This is a genomic window from Enterobacter soli (assembly GCF_964208575.1).
Lineage (GTDB): Bacteria > Pseudomonadota > Gammaproteobacteria > Enterobacterales > Enterobacteriaceae > Enterobacter > Enterobacter soli_A.
This window is the reverse complement of record NZ_CAXOFU010000007.1, coordinates 98,800-122,205: the sequence shown is the minus strand read 5'-3', so window position 1 is coordinate 122,205 and position 23,406 is coordinate 98,800. Positions and strand designations below refer to the sequence as shown.

The window sequence follows — 23,406 nt, the reverse complement described above, 5'->3', positions numbered from 1 at the left end:
GCGCCACGAAGACAGCGCGAAGGATGTGGGGTAGTAATCAGGGAGTGTGTGTGCAGCGCGATACCTATGTTGTAAAACGATCTTTTCTGCAATGGCTGCATAAGCGAAGCAATCCCGGCCTGATTGTTAATCTCTGTTTTCTGGTGGTGCTTGTTTTCTCCACGCTCCTGACCTGGCGCGAAGTGGTTGTGCTGGAGGGGGCGTATATATCCAGCCAGCGTAATCATCTCGAAACCGTCGCCAACTCCCTCGACAGACAGCTGCAGTTCAGCGTCGACAAGCTGCTGTTTTTCCGCAACGGGATGCGCGATGCGCTCCAGACGCCGCTCTCCTTCGCCGTGCTGCACGAGGCGGTGTCCCGCTTTAACAGCCTGCGCAACATCCCCTCCTGGCAGCTGGCGGTGGATAAAAACCGCACCTTACCCATCAACGGGGTTTCGGATGCGTTTGTCGATAAAACCACGCTGCTTAACCGCGATGAAGATCTGCTGAACAACGAGCTGTCCGCCGCGCTGGAGCTGGGGTATTTGCTGCGCCTCGGCTCTGCCAACGTGCGCAGAGAAGCGCGGGTGGTGTACGTTTCCCGGGCGGGATTTTATCTGGCCACAGACACCGCCGGGCAGGTGAACGATATCGTGCCGCGCTATTACCAGCTGGTCACGCAGCAGTGGTTTACCGGGCAGTCCGAGCGGGAAAACCGCGCCCGTGCGGTGCGCTGGTTTATCACGCCGCCGTCAACCTGGAACGGCAACGAGCAGGCGATCACCGCCAGCGTCCCCATTTATTATGAGCATCACTGGTACGGCGTGGTGGCGATGGACTTCACGCTTAAAACCATGAAGCGCCTGCTGCGGGATGCCACCTCCGACCGCACGGAGGGCGAATACCAGCTGTACGACACCCGGCTGAACCTGATTGCCTCGTCCGAGCCTGACGCTAACCTCATCAACCGTTTTGACCAGCCCGAGCAGGCGCAGATTGCCAGCGCCATTGAGAGCGATACCCAGGGCAGCCTTCGCCTGGGCAGCCGTTTTATCAGCTGGGAGCGCCTCGACCACTTCGACGGCGTGGCGCTGCGCGTGCACACCCTGCACGACGGCGTGCGCGGCGATTTCGGCAGCATCAGCATTGTCCTTGCGCTGCTGTGGGCGCTGTTTACCGCCATGCTGCTGATCTCCTGGCTGGTGATCCGCCGCACGGTCAGCAATATGTATGCGCTTCAGCACACCTTACAGTGGCAGGCGTGGCACGATCCGCTGACCCGACTGAACAACCGCGGCGCGCTGTTTGAACGGGCGAAAATACTGGCGAAGAAGTGCGAGCAGCAGGGGCTGCCGTTCTCGGTGGTGCAGATCGATCTCGACCATTTCAAGAGCATTAACGACCGCTTTGGCCATCAGGCGGGAGACAAGGTGCTGTCTCACGCCGGCGGGCTGATTGCCAGCGCGCTGCGCCCGAACGATGTGGCCGGGCGCGTGGGCGGGGAAGAGTTTTGCGTGGTGCTGCCCGGCGTTGCGCTGCCGGAGGCGGTCGACATAGCGGAACGAATTCGCGCGCACATCAACAGCAAAGAGATCCTGGTGAAAAAGAGCGTCACCGTTCGCGTCAGCGCGTCGCTGGGGGTGAGCTGCGCCCTGGAGAAGGGCAACTACCAGTTTGAACAGCTCCAGTCGATTGCTGACGCACGGCTCTATCAGGCCAAACAGCGCGGCCGCAACCAGGTAGTCCACGACGATCACGACAGGAAGTGATCCAGCCCCTCGTGCCAGCCCGCCGGGCCGGGTTGCGCGGTACGGTAAGCCCGCCGGGGGTTATCATCCTTAAGCTGGATGCCCAGGCGGTTGATGCCCTTGACCACCACGGCGAAGTCCACGCTGTCGAGAAGCGGGGCATCGTTTGGGCCGTCGCCCAGGCCGAGTGTGGTGGGGGTTAAGCCTTCCAGCGTGCGGTACTGCTCCGTCAGCCACGCCACGGCGCGGTCTTTGCCCTCGCGGGCGTCCAGGATGTGCCAAAAGCGCGCGCCCTGAACCATCTTTAACCCGCCGTCCGCCAGCTTCTCTTCAAAGCGCGCCATCTGCTCGTCGCTGTCGCGCCAGATAAGCGTGACGGAGGCCTCATGCCTGCGCGCCAGGGCGGCCCGCGTGCGGTTCAGGCCGGTCCACTCGCTAATCACGCGCTCGTCCACGTCATCAAAGGTGGTGAACTTGTAGCCGGCCTCCTGGCGCTGCGCCTCGATAGCCTGGCGGATCTCGCGGTGGGATTTGCCGGAAATCCGCCGCGGCGCGTCGGGATGCGTATCCCAGCGCACGTCCAGTTGGATAACCGCGCCGTTTTCAGCAATAAACGGCAGCCCTTCCAGCCCCAAATCCTGCTGGATAGCCGTGATTTCAGCCGCGGTTTTGCTGCTGCAGAGGATCACCGGTATCTGGTGGTCCTGCAGCCTGTCCAGCCAGGGGAGGGCCGCCTGCCAGTCGTAGGTGTGAATATCCAGCAGCGTCCCGTCGAGATCGGTAAATACCAGCAGCGCGTCCTGTAATGAGGGCATAGAAACTCCGGCAAAAAGATTAACGATCCTTCTAAGATTTTTCCTAAAAAACAACAACAAGCGAAACGGGTGGTTTTGGAACCGATCCCGTACAGGCCACTGTCTGCGCACGGTGACACTTATTACCAAAACAAATGTCGCCTAAAAGTAATATTGATAGTGAGAATAATTACTTGTCAGGCAAAATTGTTGAGGATAGTGTGGTTGGCACATCAGATTTCCTGGTGTAACGAATTTTCAAGTGCTTCTTGCATAAGCAAGTTTGATCCCGGCCATCCCCATGACCGGGATTTTTTTCGCCTAACGGTTCGCTTCAGACACGCTGAAGTCATGGATATCGAGTTCAAAGGCCTCGGCCAGCTCGCGGTAGGTGTGGTAATCCCTTCCGTTAACCATAACTTTATCGGAACCATCCTCAGCGCGACGCACGTCGGCCTCGCTGATTTCGTTAATGGCGGCAAGCAGGGCATCGACGTCCACTTCAACCTCGCGTTTGATGGTGTCGCTGTACTCTTTGTCGGTCTTCATTGCGGATACCTCGTTCGTTCGTGTCCACCCGTAAGTATAGACCGCACACAAAAACGCCATTCGCGCGGGGCGGCGATGTGACTTTTTAAGATTTGTTCTACACTGGCTCAAAACCACAGGAGGAAGCTATGAAGGTCAACGATCGGGTAACCGTCAAAACGGACGGTGGGCCGCGCCGCCCTGGCGTGGTGCTGGCAATAGAAGAGTTTAATGAAGGCACAATGTACCTGGTGTCGCTGGAAGACTACCCGCTCGGAATCTGGTTCTTTAACGAACTGGGGCATCCGGATGGGATATTTGTGGAAACCGCGGAGTAGCAGGCTGTCGGGCGGCACGCTCTCTGCCCGACATCAGTCCTTAAAAGCGAAAATCTCTGGCCAGGCCAGAGATCAAGGGTAGGGTACGAAGGTAAAAATCAGACTAGCGCATATTGACGAAAATGCCGTTCGTCACATTATCGGTCAGGCGGACGACGTGATAGATCACTTGCTTATTATGCGTTTTAATTTTCCTTTTAATATTTCCTTTGTGTGACGATACGGTTTTTGCTTTGATATTCATCTGGTCAGAGATCTGAATTGTCCCTTGTCCTGCCATCCACATTCTTAACATGCTTGATTCAGTTCTGCTTAATGATAGCGTGGGCAAGTTAACCGCACCTACATTTTTGACTTCTTTATTCAAATAATCACCCAAAATGTCATCCAGCGACTCGGGTTTAATCGATTTAGAACTGATCAATAAATTTTTACGGACTAACAAATATTCGTCAAAATGAATATTGGCAATCGCCATAAAAACAATAAACAGGGTTTCAGGATGCTGATTAATGATTTGCTTAATTTGCTGACTGTTGGCTGGATCGTGAATAAAACAGTCCTCATTAATAAACACCACGCCTGGCTTGAATTGTTCACAAGCGGCTGCAAGTTCGTCAACGGTGTGTGCATCGTTGATTTCTCTCTTTCTTACCCCTCTGCTTGCCAGGTACCCGGTTAACCCTAGCCGGGTGTAGCTGCATAAATCCATAATGATCGTTGACATGGCATACCCTCACTCAATGCGTAACGATAATTCACCATCTGCCTGAGAGCTCAAAAACAGCCATACGGGATGGAAAAACGTAATAAACCTGTGAGCATGACAAAGTCTTTCAGGCGGACTCACTATCCCGTAAAGTTACGTATAATTTGCCAGGAATCATCTTAAAGTAAAGTAAATATTAAGTATTGTGAGGTGGTTAGAAACAATTAAACCGCGTCAGATATATCCTGGTAGATGTTTTTCGAGTTTTATTTTAGGAATATCCTCAGAGAAACAATATGAATAGTGCGGGTTATTATTTGCGGGGCAGTTCGCTGACAATATCCGCTAAGAGGTTGAATATCTCGCTGAATAAATGTTCACAGAACGGAGCGATAAGCGGCATTAACAATGACATTAATAAAAGACCGACCGTCAGGGTGACCGGGAAACCGATAACAAATACCGATAGCTGCGGTGCCATTCTGTTCAATAACCCTAATGCCAGGTTAACGGTTAACAGCAGGGTAATGATCGGCAGCGCCAGCATCAGGCCGTTGAGGAAAATGAGCCCCGCGGCGCGCACCAGCGCCAGGAAGGCGTTGCTGTTAACCGGCGACTCGCCAATCGGCAGGGTGTGGAAGGTGTCCACCAGCATTGAAATGAGCCACAGGTGGCCGTTAAACGACAGAAACAGCAGCATCGCCAGCAGATCGATAATGCGCGCCAGCACCGGCATGTTCAGGTGGCTGCCCGGGTCAACGAAGGTGGCGAAGGATAAGCCCATCTGCAGGCCGATAAGCTCCCCGGCGGTACGCACGGCGGCAAAGGCCAGCTGCATGGTAAAGCCCACGGCAACGCCGATCATCACCTGCTGCATCGCCACCCAGATGGCGTTAGCGGAGACAATGGGAATATCCACCGGCGGCAGCGACGGGGCGATAATCACGGTGATGACGATCCCAAGCCCCACCTTGACCCGCTTCGGAATCGATTTTTCGCTTAACAGCGGGGCGGTGGAGATGAGCGCCATGACGCGCAGCAGCGGCCAGAAGTAAAGGCTGACCCACTGAACCCATTGATCGCTGGTGATGTGCAGCATCGCGATATCAGCCGATGATGTACGGCAGGTTGGTGAACAGGTTACGCATGTAGTCCAGCAGCAGGTTCAGCATCCACGGCCCGGCAACGATGATCGCTACGAACACCGCGATGATTTTCGGGATGAACGACAGCGTCATTTCGTTAATCTGCGTGGCGGCCTGCAAGATACTGATGATCAGGCCGGTCACCAGCGCCACCAGCAGCAGCGGCGCGGCAACGGCAATTGCGACCTTCATCGCTTCCGTGCCCATCATCATGACCGATTCGGGTGTCATCGCGCGCTCCTCAGCTGTAGAAACTCTGCGCCAGCGAGCTGACCAGCAGCTGCCAGCCGTCCACCAGAACGAAGAGCATGATCTTAAAGGGCAGGGCGATGGTTGCCGGGGGCACCATCATCATCCCCAGCGCCATCAGCACGCTGGCGATCACCAGGTCGATAATCAGGAACGGAATAAAGATGGTAAAGCCAATCTGGAATGCGGTTTTCAGCTCGCTGGTGACGTAGGCCGGCAGCAGGATGCGCATCGGCACCGCTTCCGGCCCCTGGAGTTCACCGGTGTTCGACAGGCGGGCAAACAGGGCTAAATCGGCCTCGCGGGTCTGGCGCAGCATAAATTCGCGCAGCGGCTGAGCGCCTTTCTCCAGGGCGTCCTGCATTGAAATTTTGTCTTCGCTGAATGGCTGATAGGCGTCGGTGTAAATCTTGTCGATGACCGGCGACATAATAAAGAAGGTCAGAAACAGCGCGAGCCCCAGCAGCACCTGGTTCGGCGGTGCGGAAGGGGTGCCGAGGGCGTTTCGCAGCAGGCCAAAGACGATGATGATGCGGGTGAAGCTGGTCATCATCAGCAAAATCGCCGGGATAAAGGTCAGCGAGGTGATAAACACCAGCGTCTGCACGGGCAGCGACCAGCTCTGTCCGCCCCCGGCAATCGGGGTTGAGACCAGGCCCGGAAGCTGTGCATAGACGGAAGGTGCGAACAGGGCGATGCCCGCAAGCGTAAGGGATAACAAACGGCGCATCAGGATCTCCCGGAACGCTTAAGCAAACTCTTCATCACGGACTGGAAATCCGCTGGGGGTTCTGCGCCGGCGTCGTCGGTGGCGGGCGCAGGCGGCAGCTTGTGTAATACGCTGATGTTTGAGGCGGTCACGCCCAGCACCAGCCGCGCGTCGTCCACATCCACAATGACCACGCGCTCGCGCGGGCCCAGGGTGGTGCTGGCGCTGACCTTAAGGCCGCGCGCGGCGGCGGTTTTACCCGCCAGGCCGAAGCGCTTCGCCAGCCACGCGGCGATAAGAATAAAGGCAATAATACCTACCAGTGCGCCGCTCACCTGGAGCAGGGGCGAACCGGGTACGGCAGAGGGCTGTGATACTGTTGCCTCGGTTTTCATGCTTAACGGCTCAGACGACGCATACGTTCGGACGGGGTGATGATGTCGGTGATACGCACGCCGTATTTATCCGCGACGACCACGACTTCACCCTGGGCAATCAGATAGCCGTTGATCAGGATATCCAGCGGCTCACCGGCCAGCCCGTCGAGGGCCACAACGGAACCCTGCGTCAGGCGCAGCAGCTCTTTAATGGTCATGCGGGTACGGCCCAGCTCCACGGTCAGCTTGACCGGGATATCCATAATCAGGTCAATATCCTGCAGCGTGCCGCTGACGTCGCCGCCGCCCAGCTGCTGGAAGACCGCATCCGCCGCGCTTTTGGCAGGCGGTGCTTTTTGCTCGTTTAACGCCTCAGCCCACAGATCGTCCAGTGCTCCGCTGTTTTCATCGGACGGATTGTTCATGTCACTCATTTGGGCTGTTCCTCATTCAGCGAATTCAATATCGGGTTGATCAAGTGCTCAACGCGTAACGCATACTGGCCGTTTATGGTGCCGTACTGGCTTGTCAGTACCGGCACGCCATCGACGTGGGCAATAATGCGGTCGGGTTTTTCTATCGGCAGAACGTCGCCGGGTTGTAATTTCAGGATCTGAGACAGCCGCAGCGGAACGTCGGCAAAGCTCGCCACCAGCTCAAGCTGGGAGTGCTGAACCTGGCGCACCAGGTTTTCACGCCAGTTCTGATCTTCATGGCGGGAGTTTTCCAGCGGCGGGTTCACCAGCAGCTCGCGCAGCGGCTCAATCATGCTGAACGGCAGACAGATATTGAACTCACCGGTCAGATTGCCGATCTCCACGTGGAACGGGGTGTTAACCACGATATCGTTCGGGGAGGTGGTGATATTGGTGAATTTCACCTGCATCTCGGAACGCACGTACTCCACTTCAAGCGGGTTAATCGCCTTCCACGCGTCGCTGTACGACTCCAGCGCCAGCTTCAGCATGCGGTTAATCACGCGCTGTTCGGTGTGGGTGAACTCGCGTCCCTCGACTTTGGTCGGGAAACGCCCGTCGCCGCCGAACAGGTTATCCACCGCGATGAAGACCAGGCTTGGCGAGAAGACCACCAGCCCGGTGCCGCGCAGCGGTTTCAGATGAATCAGGTTAAGGTTGGTCGGCACCGGCAGGTTGCGGGCAAACTCGTGGTACGGCTGAATGCGGATCGCCCCGACAGTGATGTCCGGGCTACGGCGCAGCAGGTTAAACAGCCCCATACGGAACTGACGCGCAAAACGCTCGTTGATGATCTCCAGCGCCTGCAGGCGCTCGCGCACCACGCGACGCTGGGTATTCGGGTCATAGGGACGAATGTTGTCATCGCCCGTCAGCCCCGGCTGCGGATCGTCATTTTTATCGCTGTCGCCGTTGAGCAGCGCATCGATTTCTGCCTGAGAAAGAATACTGTCGCCCATGTCGTTACCGCAGAATGAAGGCTGTATACAGAACGTCAGTGACTTCCTGCTTAGGTTGACCGTTTACCAGCGGCGTGGCCAGCGTCTGCTTGATGGCATCGACCAGCTTTTGCTTGCCTACATCGGTGGCAAGGGTAGAGGCGTCCTGACGCGAGAACAGCAGCAGCAGGCGGCTACGCACTTCAGGGAGGTAATCGTTCAGACGAGAACGCGTTGCTTCGTCTTTCAGGCGCAGCGTAATGCCGATGTAAAGTACACGATCCGCATCGCCCAGGTTGACGGTAAAGGTATCCAGCGGGAAGAAGACCGGAACCGGCGGCGGTGGCGGTTCAGCTTTGGCAGCAGCGGTGTTCGGTTCCTGCTGCATTCGCCAGTAACTATAGCCTGCGGTAGCGCAGGCCGCGAGCGTGATCAACACCAGCAGCGGGATCCAGATGGAACGCTTACTTTTTTTGGTGATAGCGGAGTCAGTCATCTGATACGAGCTTCCTGTTTCGGTACAGCTTAATAAAGTGATTATCCCGTGTCCGCCCTATCTCAAAGCGTGGAAAAGACGGGGATAATCACGTTACCTCTGGCGTTTAGGCAAAGATGTCGACGGCACCGTTTCCACGGGCGGCGGATTGCAGTGACGCAGGGACGGGCAGTAGCTCATCGCTTTCTTCGTTAAATCCACCCTGCTGGCCGGAGCGGGAGGCCTGGTGCTGCTGCTGAGAAGCCGACTGCTGCTGCTGGCCTGAGAAGCTCTCGCTGCTGACGCTGCTCTGTGAAAGCTGGATCCCGCTTTCCGCAAGCGAGGTGCGCAGAACCGGGATCGCGGCTTCCAGGGCGGCGCGCACGTGGCTGTGCGCGGAGACCATCTGCAGCTGCGCCTGGTTATCGTCAAGCTTAAGCGAAATATGCACCTGGCCGAGATCTTCCGGGTGCAGGCGCAGCTCCGCCGTTTGCTGCCCCTGACGGGTGAACAGCGTGATGTGCTGGCTCAGGTTCTGCTGCCATTCGTGGGTGCCCAGCGGCTGGCTTAATACCGGCGCGGTGGCTACCGTGGCGGCAGGCTGAGAGGGGGTATGGCTGCCGAGGATCGGGGCCAGCGTGGCGGTCGGGCTGGTGGCCGAAGGCTGCGCGGCCAGATCCTGTTTCTCCGCGGTCACGGCGACGGCTGGCGTCAGCGGTGCGCTGGCAGGGGTATTATCCGCGCTTTGCGTCAGCGGCTGAAACTGCGGCTGCGCTTTTTCATGCCCGGACGCCGCGGTGCTCAGCGCCGGCTGTTGCCCGGTGCCGGTCTGGGCGAGGGCAGAGGCGGCGAGGGTTTTCGGTGAAACCCCGTCAACGCTGGTCGTCTGCGCCGCTGCCGCTGCCGGAGCAGAAGCCTGCTGGTGCGGCAGCATCGCCATCAGGGCGCTGAGTCCCGCCAGCTCCTCTTCGCTGAGATCGGTTTTGCCGTCCTCTTTCGCCGCCGCGGAGGTCAGGCTTTTCAGCGCATCGCCGTGGGTGGCGGGCATCAGGCCGGACACGAGGCTTTGCAGCGACGTCGTCTGCGCGGTCTCATCGGTCGCGAGCGTTGTCTGACGCGAGAGCAGGTCGGCAATTTTCGCCTGCAGCGTGGTATCGCCGCTTTTTTCCTGCGCCGCTTTCGACAGCTTGCCTCCGGCTGCCTTCAGGTCGGCGAGCGTGAGGGGCGCATCTTTGCCCTGTCCGGTGGCGTCCGTCAGGGCGCCCGCCAGCAGCGAGAGAAAGTCTTGCGCACCCTCGGCGCCTTTCCCGGTCTGCGTGCCGCCTGACGCGTCGCTGTCGGTCATCAGCAGTTGTTGCAGTGTGATCATTCAGGTTTCCTCATTGATGCGCGCTGGGCAAACTCATCCATTTTCTTCTGATCCAGGCGGTTTTCCGCCAGGGTCGTTGCCGCTATCTGCCGGTCCTGTAAGGTTTGCCAGGCCTGTAGCCGCTGTTTTTTCTCGCGCCAGAAGTTCAGCGCGGTATCGACCTTTTGGGTCCACTGGTTTAGCTGCTGGCGGTGCTGTTCGATCGCCTTTTCCAGCGTCTGGATAAACTGCTGATAGTTGATCCAGCGCTGGCTACCAATGCCCTGCGTCATGTCGGTATTGAGGTTGGTGCGATACTCATGCTGATAGTCGATTAACATCTTCAACTGTTCTTCAGCCTGCTGGCACCCGCGTCGCATTGCGCCAAGCTGCAATGCGGCATCATCAACTTCTTTTTCAGCCAGATCTTTTAGCGTTGATAACGCGCTGTTTTGCGCCATGACCTTCGCCCTCCACCTGTGTTACACCTGCGGGAAAATCAGCTCCAGAGCCTGAATCGAATCTTCCCAGTCGGCACGTTCAAAAATGCCCTGCTGCAAAAACGCCTCCAGCTGCGGCCAGAGCGCAATCGCTTTGTCGAGCATCGGGTCGCTGCCTTTGGCATACGCGCCCACGCTCACCAGATCGCGGTTGCGCTGGAAGCTGGAGAGCAGCTGCTTGAAGTTACGCACGCGGGCGTAGTGCTTCTCGGTAATCAGCGCCGTCATCGCACGGCTGATTGAGGCTTCAATATCGATAGCCGGATAGTGCCCGGCCTCCGCCAGACGGCGGGACAGCACGATGTGGCCGTCGAGGATCGCGCGCGCGGAGTCGGCAATGGGATCCTGCTGGTCATCGCCTTCGGTCAGCACCGTGTAAAACGCGGTAATCGAGCCGCCGCCGCTGATGCCGTTACCCGCGCGCTCAACCAGCGCGGGCAGCTTGGCAAACACCGACGGGGGATAGCCTTTGGTGGCGGGCGGTTCGCCGATCGCCAGCGCGATTTCACGCTGGGCCATCGCGTAGCGGGTCAGGGAGTCCATGATCAGCAGCACGTGCTGTCCGCGGTCGCGGAAATCTTCGGCGATGCGGGTGGCGTAGGCGGCGCCCTGCATACGCAGCAGCGGCGACACGTCCGCAGGCGCGGCAATCACCACCGAGCGGGCGCGGCCTTCGGCGCCGAGAATGTTTTCGATAAAGTCTTTAACTTCGCGACCGCGCTCGCCGATCAGCCCCACGACGATCACGTCGGCCTGGGTGTAGCGCGCCATCATCCCGAGCAGCACCGATTTACCCACGCCGGAGCCCGCGAACAGGCCCATACGCTGCCCGCGACCGACGGTGAGCAGGGCGTTGATCGGGCGCACGCCGGTGTCCAGCACGTGCTCGATAGGGGTACGCTGCAGCGGGTTAAACGGCTGGGTGATCAGCGCCCCGGTTTCGGTGGTGTCGGGGGAGGGCAGGCCGTCGAGGGGCTTACCGCCGCCGTCCAGCACGCGCCCCAGCAGCGCCGGGCCAAGCGGCAGCTGTTTGCCGCTTTGCAGACCGTCGCCAGCATAATTTTTTGCATACACGCGCGCGCCGGGCAGAATGCCTTCCACCTCTTCAAGGGGCATCAGGAACAGGCGCTGGCCGTTAAAGCCCACCACTTCGCTTTCCACTTCGCGGGTTTCCACCCCGTCCTGGCGCTCAATCACGCAGGTCGCGCCGAGCGGAAGCTGCAGGCCTGTGGCTTCCAGCACCAGCCCGGTGGCGCGGGTCAGGCGACCATAGCGACGAACGGACGGCAGCTGCGCCATTTTGGTTTCAAAGTTATCGAGCGTGTTGAGCCAGCGGGTGAGGCGCGCGGTCATCAGACGACTCCCGGCGCCGCCAGGCGGCACAGTTCCTGCCAGCGGGTGGCCACGCTGGCATCGAGATCGCCCTCATCGGCGGAGACTTTGCAGCCGCCGTGGTGCAGGGACGGGTCGCCGCGCAGCCGCCAGCCGTGCAGGCTGAGGGTAGCTCCGAGGCTCTCCTCCACGCGCTGTAAATCGTCCGGGTGAACGCGCAGCTGCGGCTTGCCGCTGAACAGCGGCTCCTGCTGGAGCAGGCCCTGGATTTGCTTGATCAGCGCCGAGTTATCTACCGTTGGCGTCTGGCCAATCACCTGACGCGCGGCCTCAAGCGCCATTTGCATCAGGCGCGAGGCAATCACGCTGTCCAGCGCGTCCAGCGTGTGCTGAAATTCGCTGACCAGCTGCTGCATTCGGGCATGAAGCGGCGCCTGCTGCTGGCGCGCCTGCTCAATGCCTTGCTCTAAGCCTTTCGCCAGGCCTTCCTGATAGCCTTGCTCCTGGCCTTTCTGCCGTCCTTCGTTCATCCCCGCGTTAAAGCCCTGCTCGTGGGCCTGCATTTGCAGCTGCGCCAGCATCTGCGCGCGCTGCTCTTCTTCGCTGAGCGCAGGGGGCTCTGCCTCGGCGTCGCCCTCGTCGGACGCCATCACGGCAGGGGTGAACTCGGTGAGAGGAGGGGCCAGATCGTCCGGCGTCCAGCGCTTCCACGGCAGCTCATTAGACATAGGTATCGTCTCCGCTGCCGATTACCATCTCGCCGGTTTCCGCCAGACGACGAACGATAAGCAGGATTGCTTTCTGTTCGTTCTCCACCTGAGACAGACGCACCGGGCCGCGGTTGGCAAGGTCGTCGCGCAGGATGTCGGCGGCGCGCTGGGACATGTTGCGCAGGAACTTCTCGCGCAGCGGCTGTTCGGCGCCTTTGAGGGCGATAAGCAGCGATTCGGAATCCACTTCCTGAAGCAGGCGCTGGATGCTGCGATCGTCCACTTCGACCAGGTTCTCGAACAGGAACATCTCGTCGATAATTTTCTGCGCCAGCTCGCCGTCGAACTCGCGAACGGCGGTGATAACCGCTTCTTCCTGCTGGGTTTTCATCAGGTTGATGATCTCCGCCGCCGTTCTCACGCCGCCCATTTTGCTGCGCTTGAGGTTCTGGCCGTCGAGCAGGTTGTTCAGCACTTCGGTCAGCTCCGCCAGCGCCGCCGGCTGGACGCCGCCGAAGGTGGCGATACGCAGCATCACGTCGTGACGCAGACGCTCCTCGAACAGGGCCAGAATATCCGCCGCCTGGCCGCGTTTGAGATGCACCAGAATGGTGGCGATAATCTGCGGATGCTCGTCGCGAATAAGGTCGGCGGCGCTCTGCGGCTCCATAAAGTTGAGCGTTTCGATGCCGCTGGCGGTATCGCGGGTTTCCAGAATATCTTCCAGCAGGCTGGCAGCGCGCTCTTCGCCGAGCGCCTTGACCAGCACGGAGCGCAGGTATTCGTTGGCGTTGACGTTGAGCGCGGCAAACTGTTCGGCTTCCTGCTCAAACTCCGCCAGCACTTCGGTCAGCTGCTTATTGGAAATCTGGCGCACGTTCGCCATCGCCGCACTGAGGATCTGAACCTCGCGCTGGGAGAGGTGTTTGAACACCTCTGCCGCACGATCTTCGCCAATGGTCATCAGCAGGATGACGCTTTTATCGGTACCTGTAAGCGTGTTACTCATGTTCGTTACCCATCCACCCGCGGATGACAAGCGCTACCACGCGCGGATCGTTATCTGACATTTCGCGAATACGTTGACTCATCACCTCAGCACCCATGCGCTGGTTCGCGCGGCGCTGCTGCATTTGTTCGTCCTTGCTCAGGCGAACCTCAACGGCTTCTTCCACTTCCTGACGCGAGTTCATCTGCTCAAGCGCGGCTTTCTCTGCGGCGGCACGACGCTGGAGCTGAGGACGAACGCCCTTACGCCACAGCAGCCACGCGACAATCAGCACCAGCAGCCAGCGGCCGGCAGACATCAGCTGATCGATAAACGCCTGCTGTTGCCAGAACGGCAGTTCACCGCCGGTTTCATCAACCGCGCTGAACGGCGAGTTGACCACGTTGAGGGTATCGCCACGCTTTTCTGAGTAGCCCATCGCCTCGCGGGTCAGGTCCTCGATCTGCTTCATTTGATCTGCGGTCAGCGGCAGCGGCTTGCCGTCCGGCAGGGTTTTGTAGTTCACCACCACCGCGACGGAAAGACGCTGGATATCGCCCACGTTCAGCCTGGTGTGGCGAATGGTACGGTCGACTTCGTAGTTGGTGGTTTCGTTGCGGCTGGTGGTGCGCGGGCCGCTGTTGTTCGCCGTCGACGTCGTCTGCTGGTTGGCCTGCTGACCGTTCTGCTGGTTAGCCGGAGGCGTGGAAATGGGTGCCGCGTTGGCCGGAGCAGGCTGGTTAGAGAGCGCGCCCGGCACGCCGCCAGGATACTGGCCGCCAATCTGCTCGTTGGAGTTGATCTGGCGCGAACGCATCACGGCCTGAGACGCATCCCCGTTCGGGCTGTACTGCTCTTCCGTTTGCTCTTTATTCGAGAAGTCGATTTGGGCGGTCACCTGCGCGTGAACGTTGCTGTTACCCACGACCGGGCCAAGAATGGCTTCGATGCGGCGCTGCAGGCGGCCTTCAACGTCTGCGGCGTATTTCAGCTGCGCATCGTTCAGGTCGCGGCCGGCGCTGTTGTTTTGCGTCAGCAGATGCCCGCTCTGATCGACCAGCGTCACGTTGCCCGGCGGTAAGCCGGCCACGGCGCTGGAGACCAGGTGCGTGACCGCGCTGATTTGCCCCTCGTCCAGCGCGCGGCCGGGTTCGAGGTTAACGGTGACGGACGCAGACGGAGACTTTTGTTCGCGGACAAACAGAGAGGGTTTAGGCATCGCCAGGTGAACGCGGGCGCTCTTAACCGGGCCTAGCGTTTCAATGGTGCGGGCCAGCTCGCCTTCCAGCGCGCGCTGGTAGTTCACCTGCTCGCTGAACTGGCTGATACCGAACTTTTCCTGATCCAGCAGTTCGAAACCGACCGCGCCGCCCTTCGGCAGACCCTGCTGCGCCAGGCGCAGGCGTAATTCGTGAACTTTATCCGCCGGAACCTCCAGCGCACCGCCGTTATCGGCAAAGCGATAGGGGATGTTCATCTGGGTCAGCTGGGTGACGATGGCACCGCCATCCTGATCGGAAAGATTGCTGTAAAGGGTGCGGTAGTCAGGGCTTTTCGCCCACAGGACCATCGCGACAAGAATCGCAATTGCGGCAGCGCCTGCCACGATCAACGGGATTTTAGGGTTCGCGCGAAGGCGGTTCATCCACTCGAGTGATTTATTTTGCGGTGCTGTCGATGCTGTCGCACTCATTGCACACCTCTTAAATCCTGGTGGTTTACGTTATTCGTGTAGAGAAACAAAACTGACTCCCGGGTCGGCAAACACGACAAAAGTTCCATACTTATGGCCCTGCCATTATTTGACGATTCGGGATTTTCTATGCGTCAAATAACCTGGTTTTTTAACGCTATTTACCGCCTTTATCTTATTGACAAGCTGTTAGTCTTGACCGCGTAAAAAACCATCCAGGGGAAAGTCATGGCTATACAGGGCATTGAAGGGGTGATCGGTCAGCTGCAGGCAACGGCGATGACGGCCCGCAATCAGAACGTGGCAGAGCAGCAGCCGACCATCAGCTTCGCCGGACAACTGCACGCGGCGCTTGACCGCATCAGCGACACCCAGACCGCGGCGCGCACCCAGGCGGAAAAATTCACCCTCGGCGAGCCGGGCGTGGCGCTTAACGATGTGATGACCGATTTGCAAAAAGCGTCCGTGTCGCTGCAGATGGGGATCCAGGTAAGGAATAAGCTGGTGTCGGCTTATCAGGAAGTGATGGGCATGCAGGTTTAGGTTAACTAACCTAATGAAATTTATAATTAATAACCATCCGATCCCACTGCGTGGGGCATGGATGGGGCAAACTCGCTAAGTTTCTGGTTGAGGATGAGTACCTGGTCCTGGTTATTTTCAGCCATCCATGATCCGTACACCCGGTAAACCATTTGCGCGTCGGTGTGGCCCATTTGCTTCGCGATGAAGTTAGGGTTGGCGCCGGCAGCCAATGACCAGCATGCATACGTGTGTCGGGACTGGTATGCTCTGCGATAGCGAATCCCGGCGCGTCGCATTGCCGCTTCCCACGACTGGTTAATCGACCCCACTGCGTAATGATGCCCTGCACGGCCATTACGTGATGCGATTTGCGGGTTGAACACGAACGTGCACGGATGCACATCAATACGGCCATATTCGCGCAGTTTCACCTCAACCTGATATTGCTTACCCAGGCGTGTTAATTCGGCCTGGCTCTTCAGCACGTCTATAGCCGGCTGAATGAGGTTGATAATACGGTCCGTCCCGGCCTCCGTTTTCGGAAGGGTGAACTCCTTCGTTAACGTATGGTTCCGGCGGATCATCATCGTACCCGCTTTCAGGTCGATATCTTCCCAGGCCAGAGACACGAGTTCGCCGTGGCGCACACCGGTGTAAACGGCCAGCGACCACATGTTTTTCAGCTGCTGGTGGGCGCAAGCGTTAATCATCCTGACAAACTCGTCGCGCGTCAGCGGGTCGGGTTCGCATCGTGACCGCTTAAGCATGGCGATCCCGGTGAACGGGTTTACCCGGACATACCCGCTGTCAGAGGCAAACTTAAACATCCCGCCCATGATCTTCATGTAGTTGTTGACCGTTCTTACTGAGCGGCCTTTAACCGGCGTTTTCTGCCCGATTTTCAGCGTGTGATAACCGGTCAGCAATTCCTTTCTTATAAACAGTAGGTCTTCCTGCGTCACCGCAGATACCAGCCTGTCCCCGCCGATCCTTGGCACCATGTTGCGCGCTATAGATGAATAGCGAGACATCGCATTGGTGCTGATTTCCATGCGTTTCAGCTCAAGCCATTTGTTCGCCAGCTCAAGCACGGTGATTTCCTTACTCTCTACCCCAAACCTTTTCAGGTTCGGCGAGTCAGGAAATTGCGCTGCATAGTTGAAGTTTCCGGTCTTTATCGAAAAGCACACTGACGCGCGCAGCTCGCCAGCGACTTTCCTGTTTTTTGGTGTATCCGGCACGCCGAGGCTTTCACGTACCCGGCTGCCTTTATAGATGAACCATATGCGGAGCGTTCCGCCATGATTCTCCACGCCTGTTGGGTATGCTGACTTAGCCATTATTCCCTCCTGACGTCCAAGAGCCCGCTAAGCATAAACGGATCTTCATTGGCGCGCACCCGGCTGTTTCTTTGACATGCTCTCAACCCACTGGTCGACAGCCTTCCGGTTGTACATACACTCGCTGTTTTTCTTTGGGACGCCGTCTGGGGAAACATGCAGGTATTCCCGCCCGATCATCCAGCATTTTTTGCGGGCCCGCTCGATAGTGCCCGGGCGAAGGCCGGTAATCTCGACGAGTTTCTCTTCGGTTACCCAGTCGTTAGGTACGATTAAGGTCATTTCGCTCATGGTATTCTCCAGGCAAAAAGAAACCGCCATGAGGCGGTCATTAAGATGAGACTGTTTGAGTTTTTCTAGAGGAGGGGGGAGATGAAACTCTTTGCTTCATTCTCCCAGTTTACAAATGCTGATTCTTCACTATTCCCATTTTGCTGTATGAACTTTCTATCGAATATTCCTGTAGCAATCCATAAAACCGGATATTTATGGACACATGTTACTGTGCATGACTCACCATTTATCTCAATCGTTCTCGTAGTCGATAACTCCGACATGTAACCACTTTCCTAAGACGCTTTAATAACAGATTCAAGCGACTTATATTAGACGATCCAGATAAACACGTCTGTATTTTCAACGACGCATCTACACAGCCATGGAAGCCAATAGCCAGTTATGAGCTGGCTATCAGTTGCGTCAGCGGAAGTAGAAAAAGCTTCCGGATCGAGTGCGAAGTGCAATCCATGCCGATACATGCTTCCCAGTCCTTGCAGAAGGGTGACCTTCGATTAGTTCCATCTGCTGCGTATTGCTGCGCCAGTGTGTCATGCCAAGCATCCGGCGAGCTGCTGCGTTATTTTTCATATTATCTCCTCATGCCGCGCGCTGGGCGCGCAGCTTCTTCAGGTGTTCTGCTGTTTCGATTTCTTCGGCGATTCGCTCGGCCTCTGCTTTGGTCAGCGGCTCGAAATCCTGATTAAAGCGGCCCATGCTGGCGATACAGGTGCGACCGTTGCGGATGTAGTGGATTACTTCGTGGGTAGAGCGGAGGATTTTGCAGGGCGAGCCGTGGGGATCGGCGTACCAGGTATTAGGCTGTATTATCCTGAACATTGGCTTGCTCCCGAAGCATGAGGAACACGATCATTCCGGCGCGGAGAGGATTTAACTGATGCTGAATTCCGAAATTTCGACACGATGATAATGCGTCGCACCACTCGTGATACACACCTTCATACTCCGGAAGAGTGCCATCAAACATGATGCTGATTCGGTTATCAGCTATGATTGGCCATGCATCACTAGGCTTTTGGCATGGGTCGAAATCATCGTTTATATTTCCAAAGCCGCGTCTTATTGCAAATTCGTCACCGCCAAGGGAGTAGTAAACTGTTTCCCGCTCTTCTCCTACTCGGTAGCTATCCGTAACCTTTGCCCCCAAAGAAATGGCAACTAAGTTATTAATCTCAAAGTCGCTTAGTCCGGTGTAGTCCATCAAGACCCCCTTTGCTTGCGTAAAAGCTCTAGGTCAGCCTGGCAACTGGCACACGTTTGGCAGCCAGGAACGGCAGCGCGTCGCGGCTCGGGAATTGGTTCGTCGCATTCTTCACAACGCTCAGCTGATACGGCGTTGCGGTCGATACGATGGGCGGAAAGGGCAGCGTTACGCTGAAGCTCTTCTATCTCTGCTGCTGTGTCGATGATGTCCATGGTCAATGCTCCCGGAACTGTCGGTTAATTCGGTTGAATGTGAACGCCAGCAATAAAAAAGGCCGACTAAGCGACCTGGTTATTAGTGTCTTCATGTTGGCTCCTTTTCGGCTAACTCGTCCGGTATGTCCACCTCATTACCGAGCTTTGCAAATACAACTGCGCGGCAAATGGCTGTGCGTGGATTGTCAGCAACCAGGCCACGGCGTCGGCTAGGCGAAACTAGTTCATTAACCCCAACCCAGTGGTACAACTTTCCTGTTTCCGGATGTGCCGACTGGTAGCAGCTGATGGATAAGATCTCCATCATTGGGCCGCATTGAGCCCATTCCGTTGAAGGGCTCCAGGTGAACCACACATCACGCTCTTCAAACCAAAGACACCCGGTATCAGCTTCAAAATCCACCTTCTGACCGGTTGCTAGCGCTGCTGCATAATCAAGCTGGATGCCTGATAAATCTTCAGTCCTAACCTTCACGATTCCACTCCATAGCGGCCTGTCATCCGCCCAATTCTGCTAACGAATGCCACAAGGCTGACGCCCATCGGCTCTATCTTTGCGTGATGCTTTTTGAGGATCGGAGGCGCCACTGAATTCCAGCGCGGCTTTGGCCGGGCTTTCATGGCCTGCCTGATCTCTTCCACGCACTTGCGGCCCTGCGCGCGGATGGCATTTTCGATTTCTGGCGTCATGCTACCTCCCGCCGGGCGAGAAGTTTCGCCCCGAAAGCCATAAGCTCGTCCCGGTCCACAGTTGCGAAGTGGCAGTGTGTACGCGGATACGGTCGCCAGATGATGAGCATCGACCCTTTGTTGTTGCCGCTTACCGGCTTACCGGTGACCGGGTTGATAAATGCCAGCCGCCCTGCGGTGATGAAGCGTACCTCGCTGGCGGTCTGGATAGCCTCTTTGAACCAGCCAACCGACGTATCAGCCGGTACCAGCATGACCGTCCCAATCTGATTGGCGCTCTCGGCAGCGGCCTTTTTAACGAACGGTGTGATGTCGCTGTATGGTGGGTTCAGCCAGGCGTAGCCGGGAATGCTCATGTAATCAGCCCAGGGCGTTTCCAGCGTATTCTGCTCGGCGGTGATGAACTTCCTGCACAGCGCGTTATGCGGCGCTGCGGCTGCATCCAGTTGGAAACAGAACTCAGCATTAAGTGAAGAGAATAGGGCTGGCGGCGTGCGCCATAGGTCGCGCTGGTCGAGCGGTGTTTTACTTCCGCCATAATCACCATTCAACTTCTCTGCTGGCAGCGCTGCGGCGATGCGCTCACCAATCCAACGCATTACCGGTACCGCCATGCTGTTGCCGATTGCTTTGTAGCGAGGGCCGTCCGGGCATTCAGTAGCATCCTTTCCGCGCCAGCTGATCATGGTGTGATTGTCAGTAAATCCCTGAAGCCGCTCGCACTCAATCGGCGTAAGTCGTCGAACTGCCACGCCATGCATTACCGCCGGTGCAAGATTGGTTCCGCTGCTGGCGCTGGTTAATGTCGGTGATTGCTCTTCCGCGTAACCAATTCCACCGGCTTTAGCACCCTGTCCGGCCTTGAATGCATACGCAATAGCTGGCGGCTGGCCGCTGTTAGCATGACTTTTATCGTGGTTTCCTGCGCGAATCGTAGGTGACAGATCTGACGTCGCATCTGCTCCATTATCTTTGTAGCTAAATGCAATGCAGGCGTTTTCTTGCCCGTTGTTGCGTCCGAGCGTGTGTGCAAGTTCTCGGTTGGTATCTGGATCCTGCGTACCGTGCACTGCGAAAGTCTCAGTATCAAAATCCAACCTGATCCCATGCGCGGTGCAGGCGGTCGCTACATCAATATGACCGGCAGTATTGCCGCCGCCGAAAGCTACAACTGGAACACCTCTCCCGGTTCCGTCCTCACTGCCATCAAACCCTTCACCCTTTAATGTGTGGCTAACGTCACCATTAGCGCACTGAGCTATCAGGTGTCCTGCTTGTGCCTGATTGTCGTCAGCGCCACACGTTCCAGCGCCTCGCGCAGTAAGGGCGGCAACTGCCTTTTGCGTTTCTCGGCGCGGCGCAGAATCCCGGCGCACGCTGTCGAGCTCAAAAAGTACCGCTGTGGGATCGAATCCTTTTCGAGCACTTGCGACAACGAACACACGACGGCGGCGTTGGGCCACTCCGAAAAATTGAGCATCAAGGACACGCCAGGCGATAACCCTTTCTGGTCCAGACACACAACCTGCGTGCGTCCATTTTCCCCCTGCTGGCTGCAACTCACTGCTTTCTCCGGCAAGTCCCGCCAGAAAGCACCCGAAGGCATTGTCTTTGCTGCTGAGCACGCCGGGGACGTTTTCCCAGACGATAATTGATTCTGGTTCACCGCGTTCGCGGCGTTTTGCGTCGATTGCATTGGCTAATTCCACGTAAGAGAGTGTTAACTGGCCTCGGTCGTCAGACAGGCCTTCACGCAAGCCTGCGATGCTGAATGCCTGGCAAGGCGTACCGCCGACCAGAACATCAGGCGCTTCTACTTCACCCGCGCTCACCGCCTCGGCAATTTTGGTCATGTCGCCAAGATTGGTTACTTCCGGCCAGTGGTTGGCGAGGACTGCGGATGGGAATGGTTCGATTTCAGAGAACCAGGCAGGTTTCCAGCCGAGAGGTTCCCACGCTTTACTGGCAGCTTCGATGCCGCTGCACACGCTTCCGTATTTCATGCCGCCTCCTGCCTTTCCCGATATTCCTCAGCGAGTCTCTGCGCCTTTAATGGATTGCTGACCACTTCACCCCATGGCATTAGCCAGCCGTTACCAATGAAGGGAAGGCACAGTGTGCCAACCCTGATGTCGTCTTGAGCGTGAGTCATAGGATGGACTCCATTTCGTCGATGTAGAGGCCCTGAGCGATCAGGCGACGACGGCGGGCGGCACGTTCATTGCACTCCTGCCGTCTACCTTCCTGCGATTGTTCTATGGCGCGCCGGGTGAACAGCCGCGATTTCCCTTGCGGCGTTACAACTTTTGGCTTCGTGACCAGGTCGAAAGTGCGGTCGCAGATGCCGTCCTCGTTGAGCCATTTTTTTGACTCAACGATCTGCGCTATCTGTCCGGAGCCGCGGGTAATGCCGTTGGCGACCCGGTTAAACTCGATGAGCGTTACGCCAAACTTCTCGGCGATTTCGCTGCCGGTGACCGGGCGGCCGCGCGTCTGGATCATCCAGATAACGCGCTCACGAAGGCCGGAGAATTGCCCGGTTCGCCCGGGCCTGCGGTAGAATGGAGTACGTTTCATTTCCACTGTTCCCCGAACGTGAAGCCGATTTCCGCCAGCGCCTCGTCCATCTTCTCGATGAATTCCGGCACCATTTCATTGAAATCGGTCATGTACTGCGGATCCCGCTCAACGATGACATGGTGAATGCCTTCTCGCTTCATGCGCGGGTCGTAGTTGGCAAAGAACCAGGCGTCTTTTCCGGTTACCCACATGCTGTACTGCACCTGGGCCATGTACTCTGACTTAATTGCTTCGAAACCGCCGAGACGGAATTTCATGAAGTCGCGGGATGTGAACGGGCATTTCAGCTCTAGGCCGAAATTGTTACTGCAAAGGCCGTCAGGGGAGCACGCGGTGCGCATGCTCTCGTCACGGAACAGGATCGGAGACTCCGTGACTTTCACGTCGGTGGTGAACTCAAAGAGAGTGCGGGCGTCTTCCTCATACTGCTTCCCCCAGGCCAGTGCCTTGGCGTTAACCTCTGGCGCTACGCCAGTGCATACCTCGGCGAGCAGGGTGTGGAAGTAGGACATCTTCATGCCCGTCCATTTGGTGCCGGAGCGCGGCTTGGAAATGACGTTATGCACTTCAGAGGCGGTTATGACGCCTAGGCGTAGCCGGTGCCACGCCTCATCGCCCTGCTGGATAGTGGTTACGTCAATGCCGGTCCGGGCCAGGATAATTTCTGGTGTCATGCTGCCGCCTTAGCTCTTTTCTGAAGGAAGCCAAACCCTTTCTGTGCCTCTTCTTCAGTGAGCTCTGACGCCTCAAGAATTTGCCGTTTGAAGATGTCGCTGCACAGTGGGAGGAAGTCTTTCTCCCAGTCTTTATCCAGGGTCGTTAAGAGATCGGTTATCGACTGAAGCGTTTCTTCGCTTGCTGCTGGTGGAAGCGCTTCTGTGGAGTTGCGCGGCGTGACGTCACGGATATCAACGTCCAGTGATTTGCCTTCCATTTCTTCGGCGGTAGGCTGCTGTCCGATCTCGGGCCAAGCCTTACGCAACGCCTGGGCTTCTGCGCATTTCGCCAGCTGTCCGTATGGGCGCTTTTTCCACATCGCGTTCGGCGCCGTTGTGTCGCGGCCGCCGGTGGCGTAGTTTTCAATCCAATATTCTTTGGCGCTGAACTCGACGATCTCCCCGCTGGGCATGCGCTTGTAGACGGTGTATTTGCACCACTGAGGGAAGGTCACCTCGACACCAGAAAGTGTCTGCGTCGTGTCTGGCCCGAACTCAGGCTCGCGAGCCCCGGCATAATCGCCGGAACGGTCTGCCTGAATGCGGTAAAGCCCGATGCCAGGCATGACCACGTCGCGCCAATCACCTTTACCTGTTTTCGAGTCTTTGACGTACATCGGAACGAGGTGGACAGGTTTGAGTAAAGGATCCAGCTGGCGGGCGCGGCAGTAATCAAGCGCCATCATTACCGATTCGTCTTTGGCGCCAGGGTAGATGCTGTTCTTCAGCGCGCTCCAGGTGGAGACGTCTACGCCTATCTCCTGAAGCGACGTCGCTGTGATTGTTAATTCGTTTGCCAT

30 protein-coding genes and 2 pseudogenes are annotated in these 23,406 nt (G+C 57.4%); 3 read left to right on the top strand and 29 right to left on the bottom strand.

Annotated elements, in window-relative coordinates:
* Positions 1–50: 50 nt before the first annotated feature.
* The gene (gene dgcQ / locus AB6V08_RS09530; protein ID WP_368542428.1) at positions 51–1,751 is read left to right on the top strand and encodes a cellulose biosynthesis regulator diguanylate cyclase DgcQ; all 1,701 of its coding nucleotides are present in this window, start codon (positions 51–53) and stop codon (positions 1,749–1,751) included.
* Here dgcQ and AB6V08_RS09525 read toward each other — a convergent pair.
* Both AB6V08_RS09525 and yodD read right to left on the bottom strand, forming a co-directional pair.
* Positions 1,736–2,545, bottom strand: a complete 810-nt coding sequence (locus AB6V08_RS09525) for a mannosyl-3-phosphoglycerate phosphatase-related protein (RefSeq protein ID WP_368542427.1) — start codon at positions 2,543–2,545, stop codon at positions 1,736–1,738. The genes dgcQ and AB6V08_RS09525 overlap by 16 nt on opposite strands.
* 300 nt (positions 2,546–2,845) lie before the next feature.
* Positions 2,846–3,073: a YodD family peroxide/acid resistance protein gene (yodD, locus tag AB6V08_RS09520; protein WP_368542426.1), complete on the bottom strand. Its 228-nt coding sequence runs from the start codon at positions 3,071–3,073 to the stop codon at positions 2,846–2,848.
* Positions 3,074–3,201: 128 nt separating this feature from the next.
* Between yodD and dsrB the strand changes: the two genes are divergently transcribed.
* Entirely contained in the window at positions 3,202–3,390 is a 189-nt protein-coding gene (gene dsrB, locus AB6V08_RS09515; RefSeq protein ID WP_003859583.1) for a protein DsrB, read from the top strand.
* Positions 3,391–3,493: 103 nt separating this feature from the next.
* Here dsrB and rcsA read toward each other — a convergent pair whose 3' ends face one another.
* From rcsA to fliF, 14 genes and pseudogenes are all read right to left on the bottom strand, one after another.
* Positions 3,494–4,117 (bottom strand): transcriptional regulator RcsA, encoded by a 624-nt coding sequence (gene rcsA, locus AB6V08_RS09510; RefSeq protein ID WP_368542425.1) that lies wholly within the window; start codon positions 4,115–4,117, stop codon positions 3,494–3,496.
* A gap of 288 nt (positions 4,118–4,405) precedes the next feature.
* Positions 4,406–5,198, bottom strand: a pseudogene (gene fliR / locus AB6V08_RS09505) (flagellar biosynthetic protein FliR); the annotation flags it as partial.
* Between the two features lie 7 nt (positions 5,199–5,205).
* Positions 5,206–5,475 carry a flagellar biosynthesis protein FliQ gene (fliQ, locus tag AB6V08_RS09500; protein ID WP_003859587.1) on the bottom strand — a complete coding sequence of 90 codons (270 nt, stop codon included), beginning with the start codon at positions 5,473–5,475 and terminating at the stop codon, positions 5,206–5,208.
* 10 nt (positions 5,476–5,485) lie between these two features.
* Positions 5,486–6,223 (bottom strand): flagellar type III secretion system pore protein FliP, encoded by a 738-nt coding sequence (gene fliP / locus AB6V08_RS09495; RefSeq protein WP_368542423.1) that lies wholly within the window; start codon positions 6,221–6,223, stop codon positions 5,486–5,488.
* The gene (gene fliO, locus AB6V08_RS09490; protein ID WP_368542422.1) at positions 6,223–6,597 is read right to left on the bottom strand and encodes a flagellar biosynthetic protein FliO; all 375 of its coding nucleotides are present in this window, start codon (positions 6,595–6,597) and stop codon (positions 6,223–6,225) included. Before fliO ends, fliP begins: the two co-directional genes overlap by 1 nt.
* Positions 6,598–6,599: 2 nt before the next feature.
* The gene (gene fliN, locus AB6V08_RS09485; protein ID WP_368542421.1) at positions 6,600–7,013 is read right to left on the bottom strand and encodes a flagellar motor switch protein FliN; all 414 of its coding nucleotides are present in this window, start codon (positions 7,011–7,013) and stop codon (positions 6,600–6,602) included.
* Complete coding sequence (gene fliM / locus AB6V08_RS09480) at positions 7,010–8,014, bottom strand: flagellar motor switch protein FliM (protein WP_368542420.1); 1,005 nt, start codon at positions 8,012–8,014, stop codon at positions 7,010–7,012. The genes fliN and fliM overlap by 4 nt, the downstream gene beginning before the upstream one ends.
* Positions 8,015–8,018: 4 nt before the next feature.
* The gene (fliL, locus tag AB6V08_RS09475) at positions 8,019–8,489 is read right to left on the bottom strand and encodes a flagellar basal body-associated protein FliL (RefSeq protein ID WP_368542419.1); all 471 of its coding nucleotides are present in this window, start codon (positions 8,487–8,489) and stop codon (positions 8,019–8,021) included.
* A gap of 106 nt (positions 8,490–8,595) precedes the next feature.
* On the bottom strand, positions 8,596–9,837 hold the full coding sequence (fliK, locus tag AB6V08_RS09470; protein ID WP_368542418.1) for a flagellar hook length control protein FliK: 1,242 nt from the start codon (positions 9,835–9,837) through the stop codon (positions 8,596–8,598).
* A complete protein-coding gene (gene fliJ / locus AB6V08_RS09465) occupies positions 9,834–10,277 on the bottom strand; it encodes a flagellar export protein FliJ (protein WP_014170734.1) in 444 nt (147 codons plus the stop codon). The genes fliK and fliJ overlap by 4 nt, the downstream gene beginning before the upstream one ends.
* A 21-nt stretch (positions 10,278–10,298) precedes the next feature.
* Positions 10,299–11,669 carry a flagellar protein export ATPase FliI gene (fliI, locus tag AB6V08_RS09460; RefSeq protein ID WP_368542417.1) on the bottom strand — a complete coding sequence of 457 codons (1,371 nt, stop codon included), beginning with the start codon at positions 11,667–11,669 and terminating at the stop codon, positions 10,299–10,301.
* The gene (gene fliH, locus AB6V08_RS09455) at positions 11,669–12,376 is read right to left on the bottom strand and encodes a flagellar assembly protein FliH (RefSeq protein WP_368542416.1); all 708 of its coding nucleotides are present in this window, start codon (positions 12,374–12,376) and stop codon (positions 11,669–11,671) included. The genes fliI and fliH overlap by 1 nt, the downstream gene beginning before the upstream one ends.
* Positions 12,369–13,367, bottom strand: coding sequence for a flagellar motor switch protein FliG (gene fliG, locus AB6V08_RS09450; RefSeq protein ID WP_089599455.1), 999 nt, complete (start codon positions 13,365–13,367; stop codon positions 12,369–12,371). The genes fliH and fliG overlap by 8 nt, the downstream gene beginning before the upstream one ends.
* Positions 13,360–15,039, bottom strand: coding sequence for a flagellar basal-body MS-ring/collar protein FliF (gene fliF, locus AB6V08_RS09445; RefSeq protein WP_368542415.1), 1,680 nt, complete (start codon positions 15,037–15,039; stop codon positions 13,360–13,362). Before fliF ends, fliG begins: the two co-directional genes overlap by 8 nt.
* A 228-nt stretch (positions 15,040–15,267) precedes the next feature.
* Here fliF and fliE point away from each other — a divergent pair, with 228 nt between their 5' ends.
* Positions 15,268–15,582 (top strand): flagellar hook-basal body complex protein FliE, encoded by a 315-nt coding sequence (gene fliE / locus AB6V08_RS09440; RefSeq protein ID WP_368542414.1) that lies wholly within the window; start codon positions 15,268–15,270, stop codon positions 15,580–15,582.
* A gap of 26 nt (positions 15,583–15,608) precedes the next feature.
* On the opposite strand, the gene AB6V08_RS09435 is transcribed toward fliE, so the two are convergent.
* The 13 genes and pseudogenes from AB6V08_RS09435 to bet all read right to left on the bottom strand — a co-directional run bounded on the left by AB6V08_RS09435 (position 15,609) and on the right by bet (position 23,406).
* Positions 15,609–16,904 (bottom strand): tyrosine-type recombinase/integrase, encoded by a 1,296-nt coding sequence (locus tag AB6V08_RS09435; RefSeq protein ID WP_368542413.1) that lies wholly within the window; start codon positions 16,902–16,904, stop codon positions 15,609–15,611.
* A 45-nt stretch (positions 16,905–16,949) separates the two neighbouring features.
* A complete protein-coding gene (locus tag AB6V08_RS09430) occupies positions 16,950–17,195 on the bottom strand; it encodes an excisionase family protein (protein ID WP_063308747.1) in 246 nt (81 codons plus the stop codon).
* A 585-nt stretch (positions 17,196–17,780) separates the two neighbouring features.
* Complete coding sequence (locus AB6V08_RS09425) at positions 17,781–18,020, bottom strand: DUF4222 domain-containing protein (protein WP_368542412.1); 240 nt, start codon at positions 18,018–18,020, stop codon at positions 17,781–17,783.
* The gene (locus AB6V08_RS09420) at positions 17,998–18,402 is read right to left on the bottom strand and encodes a phage protein NinX family protein (protein WP_368542411.1); all 405 of its coding nucleotides are present in this window, start codon (positions 18,400–18,402) and stop codon (positions 17,998–18,000) included. Before AB6V08_RS09420 ends, AB6V08_RS09425 begins: the two co-directional genes overlap by 23 nt.
* Positions 18,402–18,617 (bottom strand): TraR/DksA family transcriptional regulator, encoded by a 216-nt coding sequence (locus tag AB6V08_RS09415; RefSeq protein ID WP_368542410.1) that lies wholly within the window; start codon positions 18,615–18,617, stop codon positions 18,402–18,404. The genes AB6V08_RS09420 and AB6V08_RS09415 overlap by 1 nt, the downstream gene beginning before the upstream one ends.
* A gap of 91 nt (positions 18,618–18,708) precedes the next feature.
* Positions 18,709–19,095, bottom strand: coding sequence for a phage protein NinX family protein (locus AB6V08_RS09410; RefSeq protein WP_368542409.1), 387 nt, complete (start codon positions 19,093–19,095; stop codon positions 18,709–18,711).
* A complete protein-coding gene (locus AB6V08_RS09405) occupies positions 19,092–19,310 on the bottom strand; it encodes a hypothetical protein (RefSeq protein WP_368542408.1) in 219 nt (72 codons plus the stop codon). Before AB6V08_RS09405 ends, AB6V08_RS09410 begins: the two co-directional genes overlap by 4 nt.
* Complete coding sequence (locus tag AB6V08_RS09400) at positions 19,307–19,909, bottom strand: phage N-6-adenine-methyltransferase (RefSeq protein ID WP_368542527.1); 603 nt, start codon at positions 19,907–19,909, stop codon at positions 19,307–19,309. The genes AB6V08_RS09405 and AB6V08_RS09400 overlap by 4 nt, the downstream gene beginning before the upstream one ends.
* Positions 19,898–21,313: pseudogene (dcm, locus tag AB6V08_RS09395) on the bottom strand (DNA (cytosine-5-)-methyltransferase); the annotation flags it as partial. The pseudogene dcm and the gene AB6V08_RS09400, both read right to left, overlap by 12 nt.
* Positions 21,310–21,462, bottom strand: a complete 153-nt coding sequence (locus AB6V08_RS09390) for a DUF1317 family protein (protein ID WP_032619397.1) — start codon at positions 21,460–21,462, stop codon at positions 21,310–21,312. The gene AB6V08_RS09390 and the pseudogene dcm, both read right to left, overlap by 4 nt.
* Entirely contained in the window at positions 21,459–21,887 is a 429-nt protein-coding gene (locus AB6V08_RS09385) for a regulator (RefSeq protein ID WP_368542407.1), read from the bottom strand. The genes AB6V08_RS09390 and AB6V08_RS09385 overlap by 4 nt, the downstream gene beginning before the upstream one ends.
* Positions 21,884–22,564, bottom strand: coding sequence for a lambda exonuclease family protein (locus AB6V08_RS09380; protein ID WP_232938078.1), 681 nt, complete (start codon positions 22,562–22,564; stop codon positions 21,884–21,886). Before AB6V08_RS09380 ends, AB6V08_RS09385 begins: the two co-directional genes overlap by 4 nt.
* Complete coding sequence (gene bet, locus AB6V08_RS09375) at positions 22,561–23,406, bottom strand: phage recombination protein Bet (protein ID WP_368542406.1); 846 nt, start codon at positions 23,404–23,406, stop codon at positions 22,561–22,563. Before bet ends, AB6V08_RS09380 begins: the two co-directional genes overlap by 4 nt.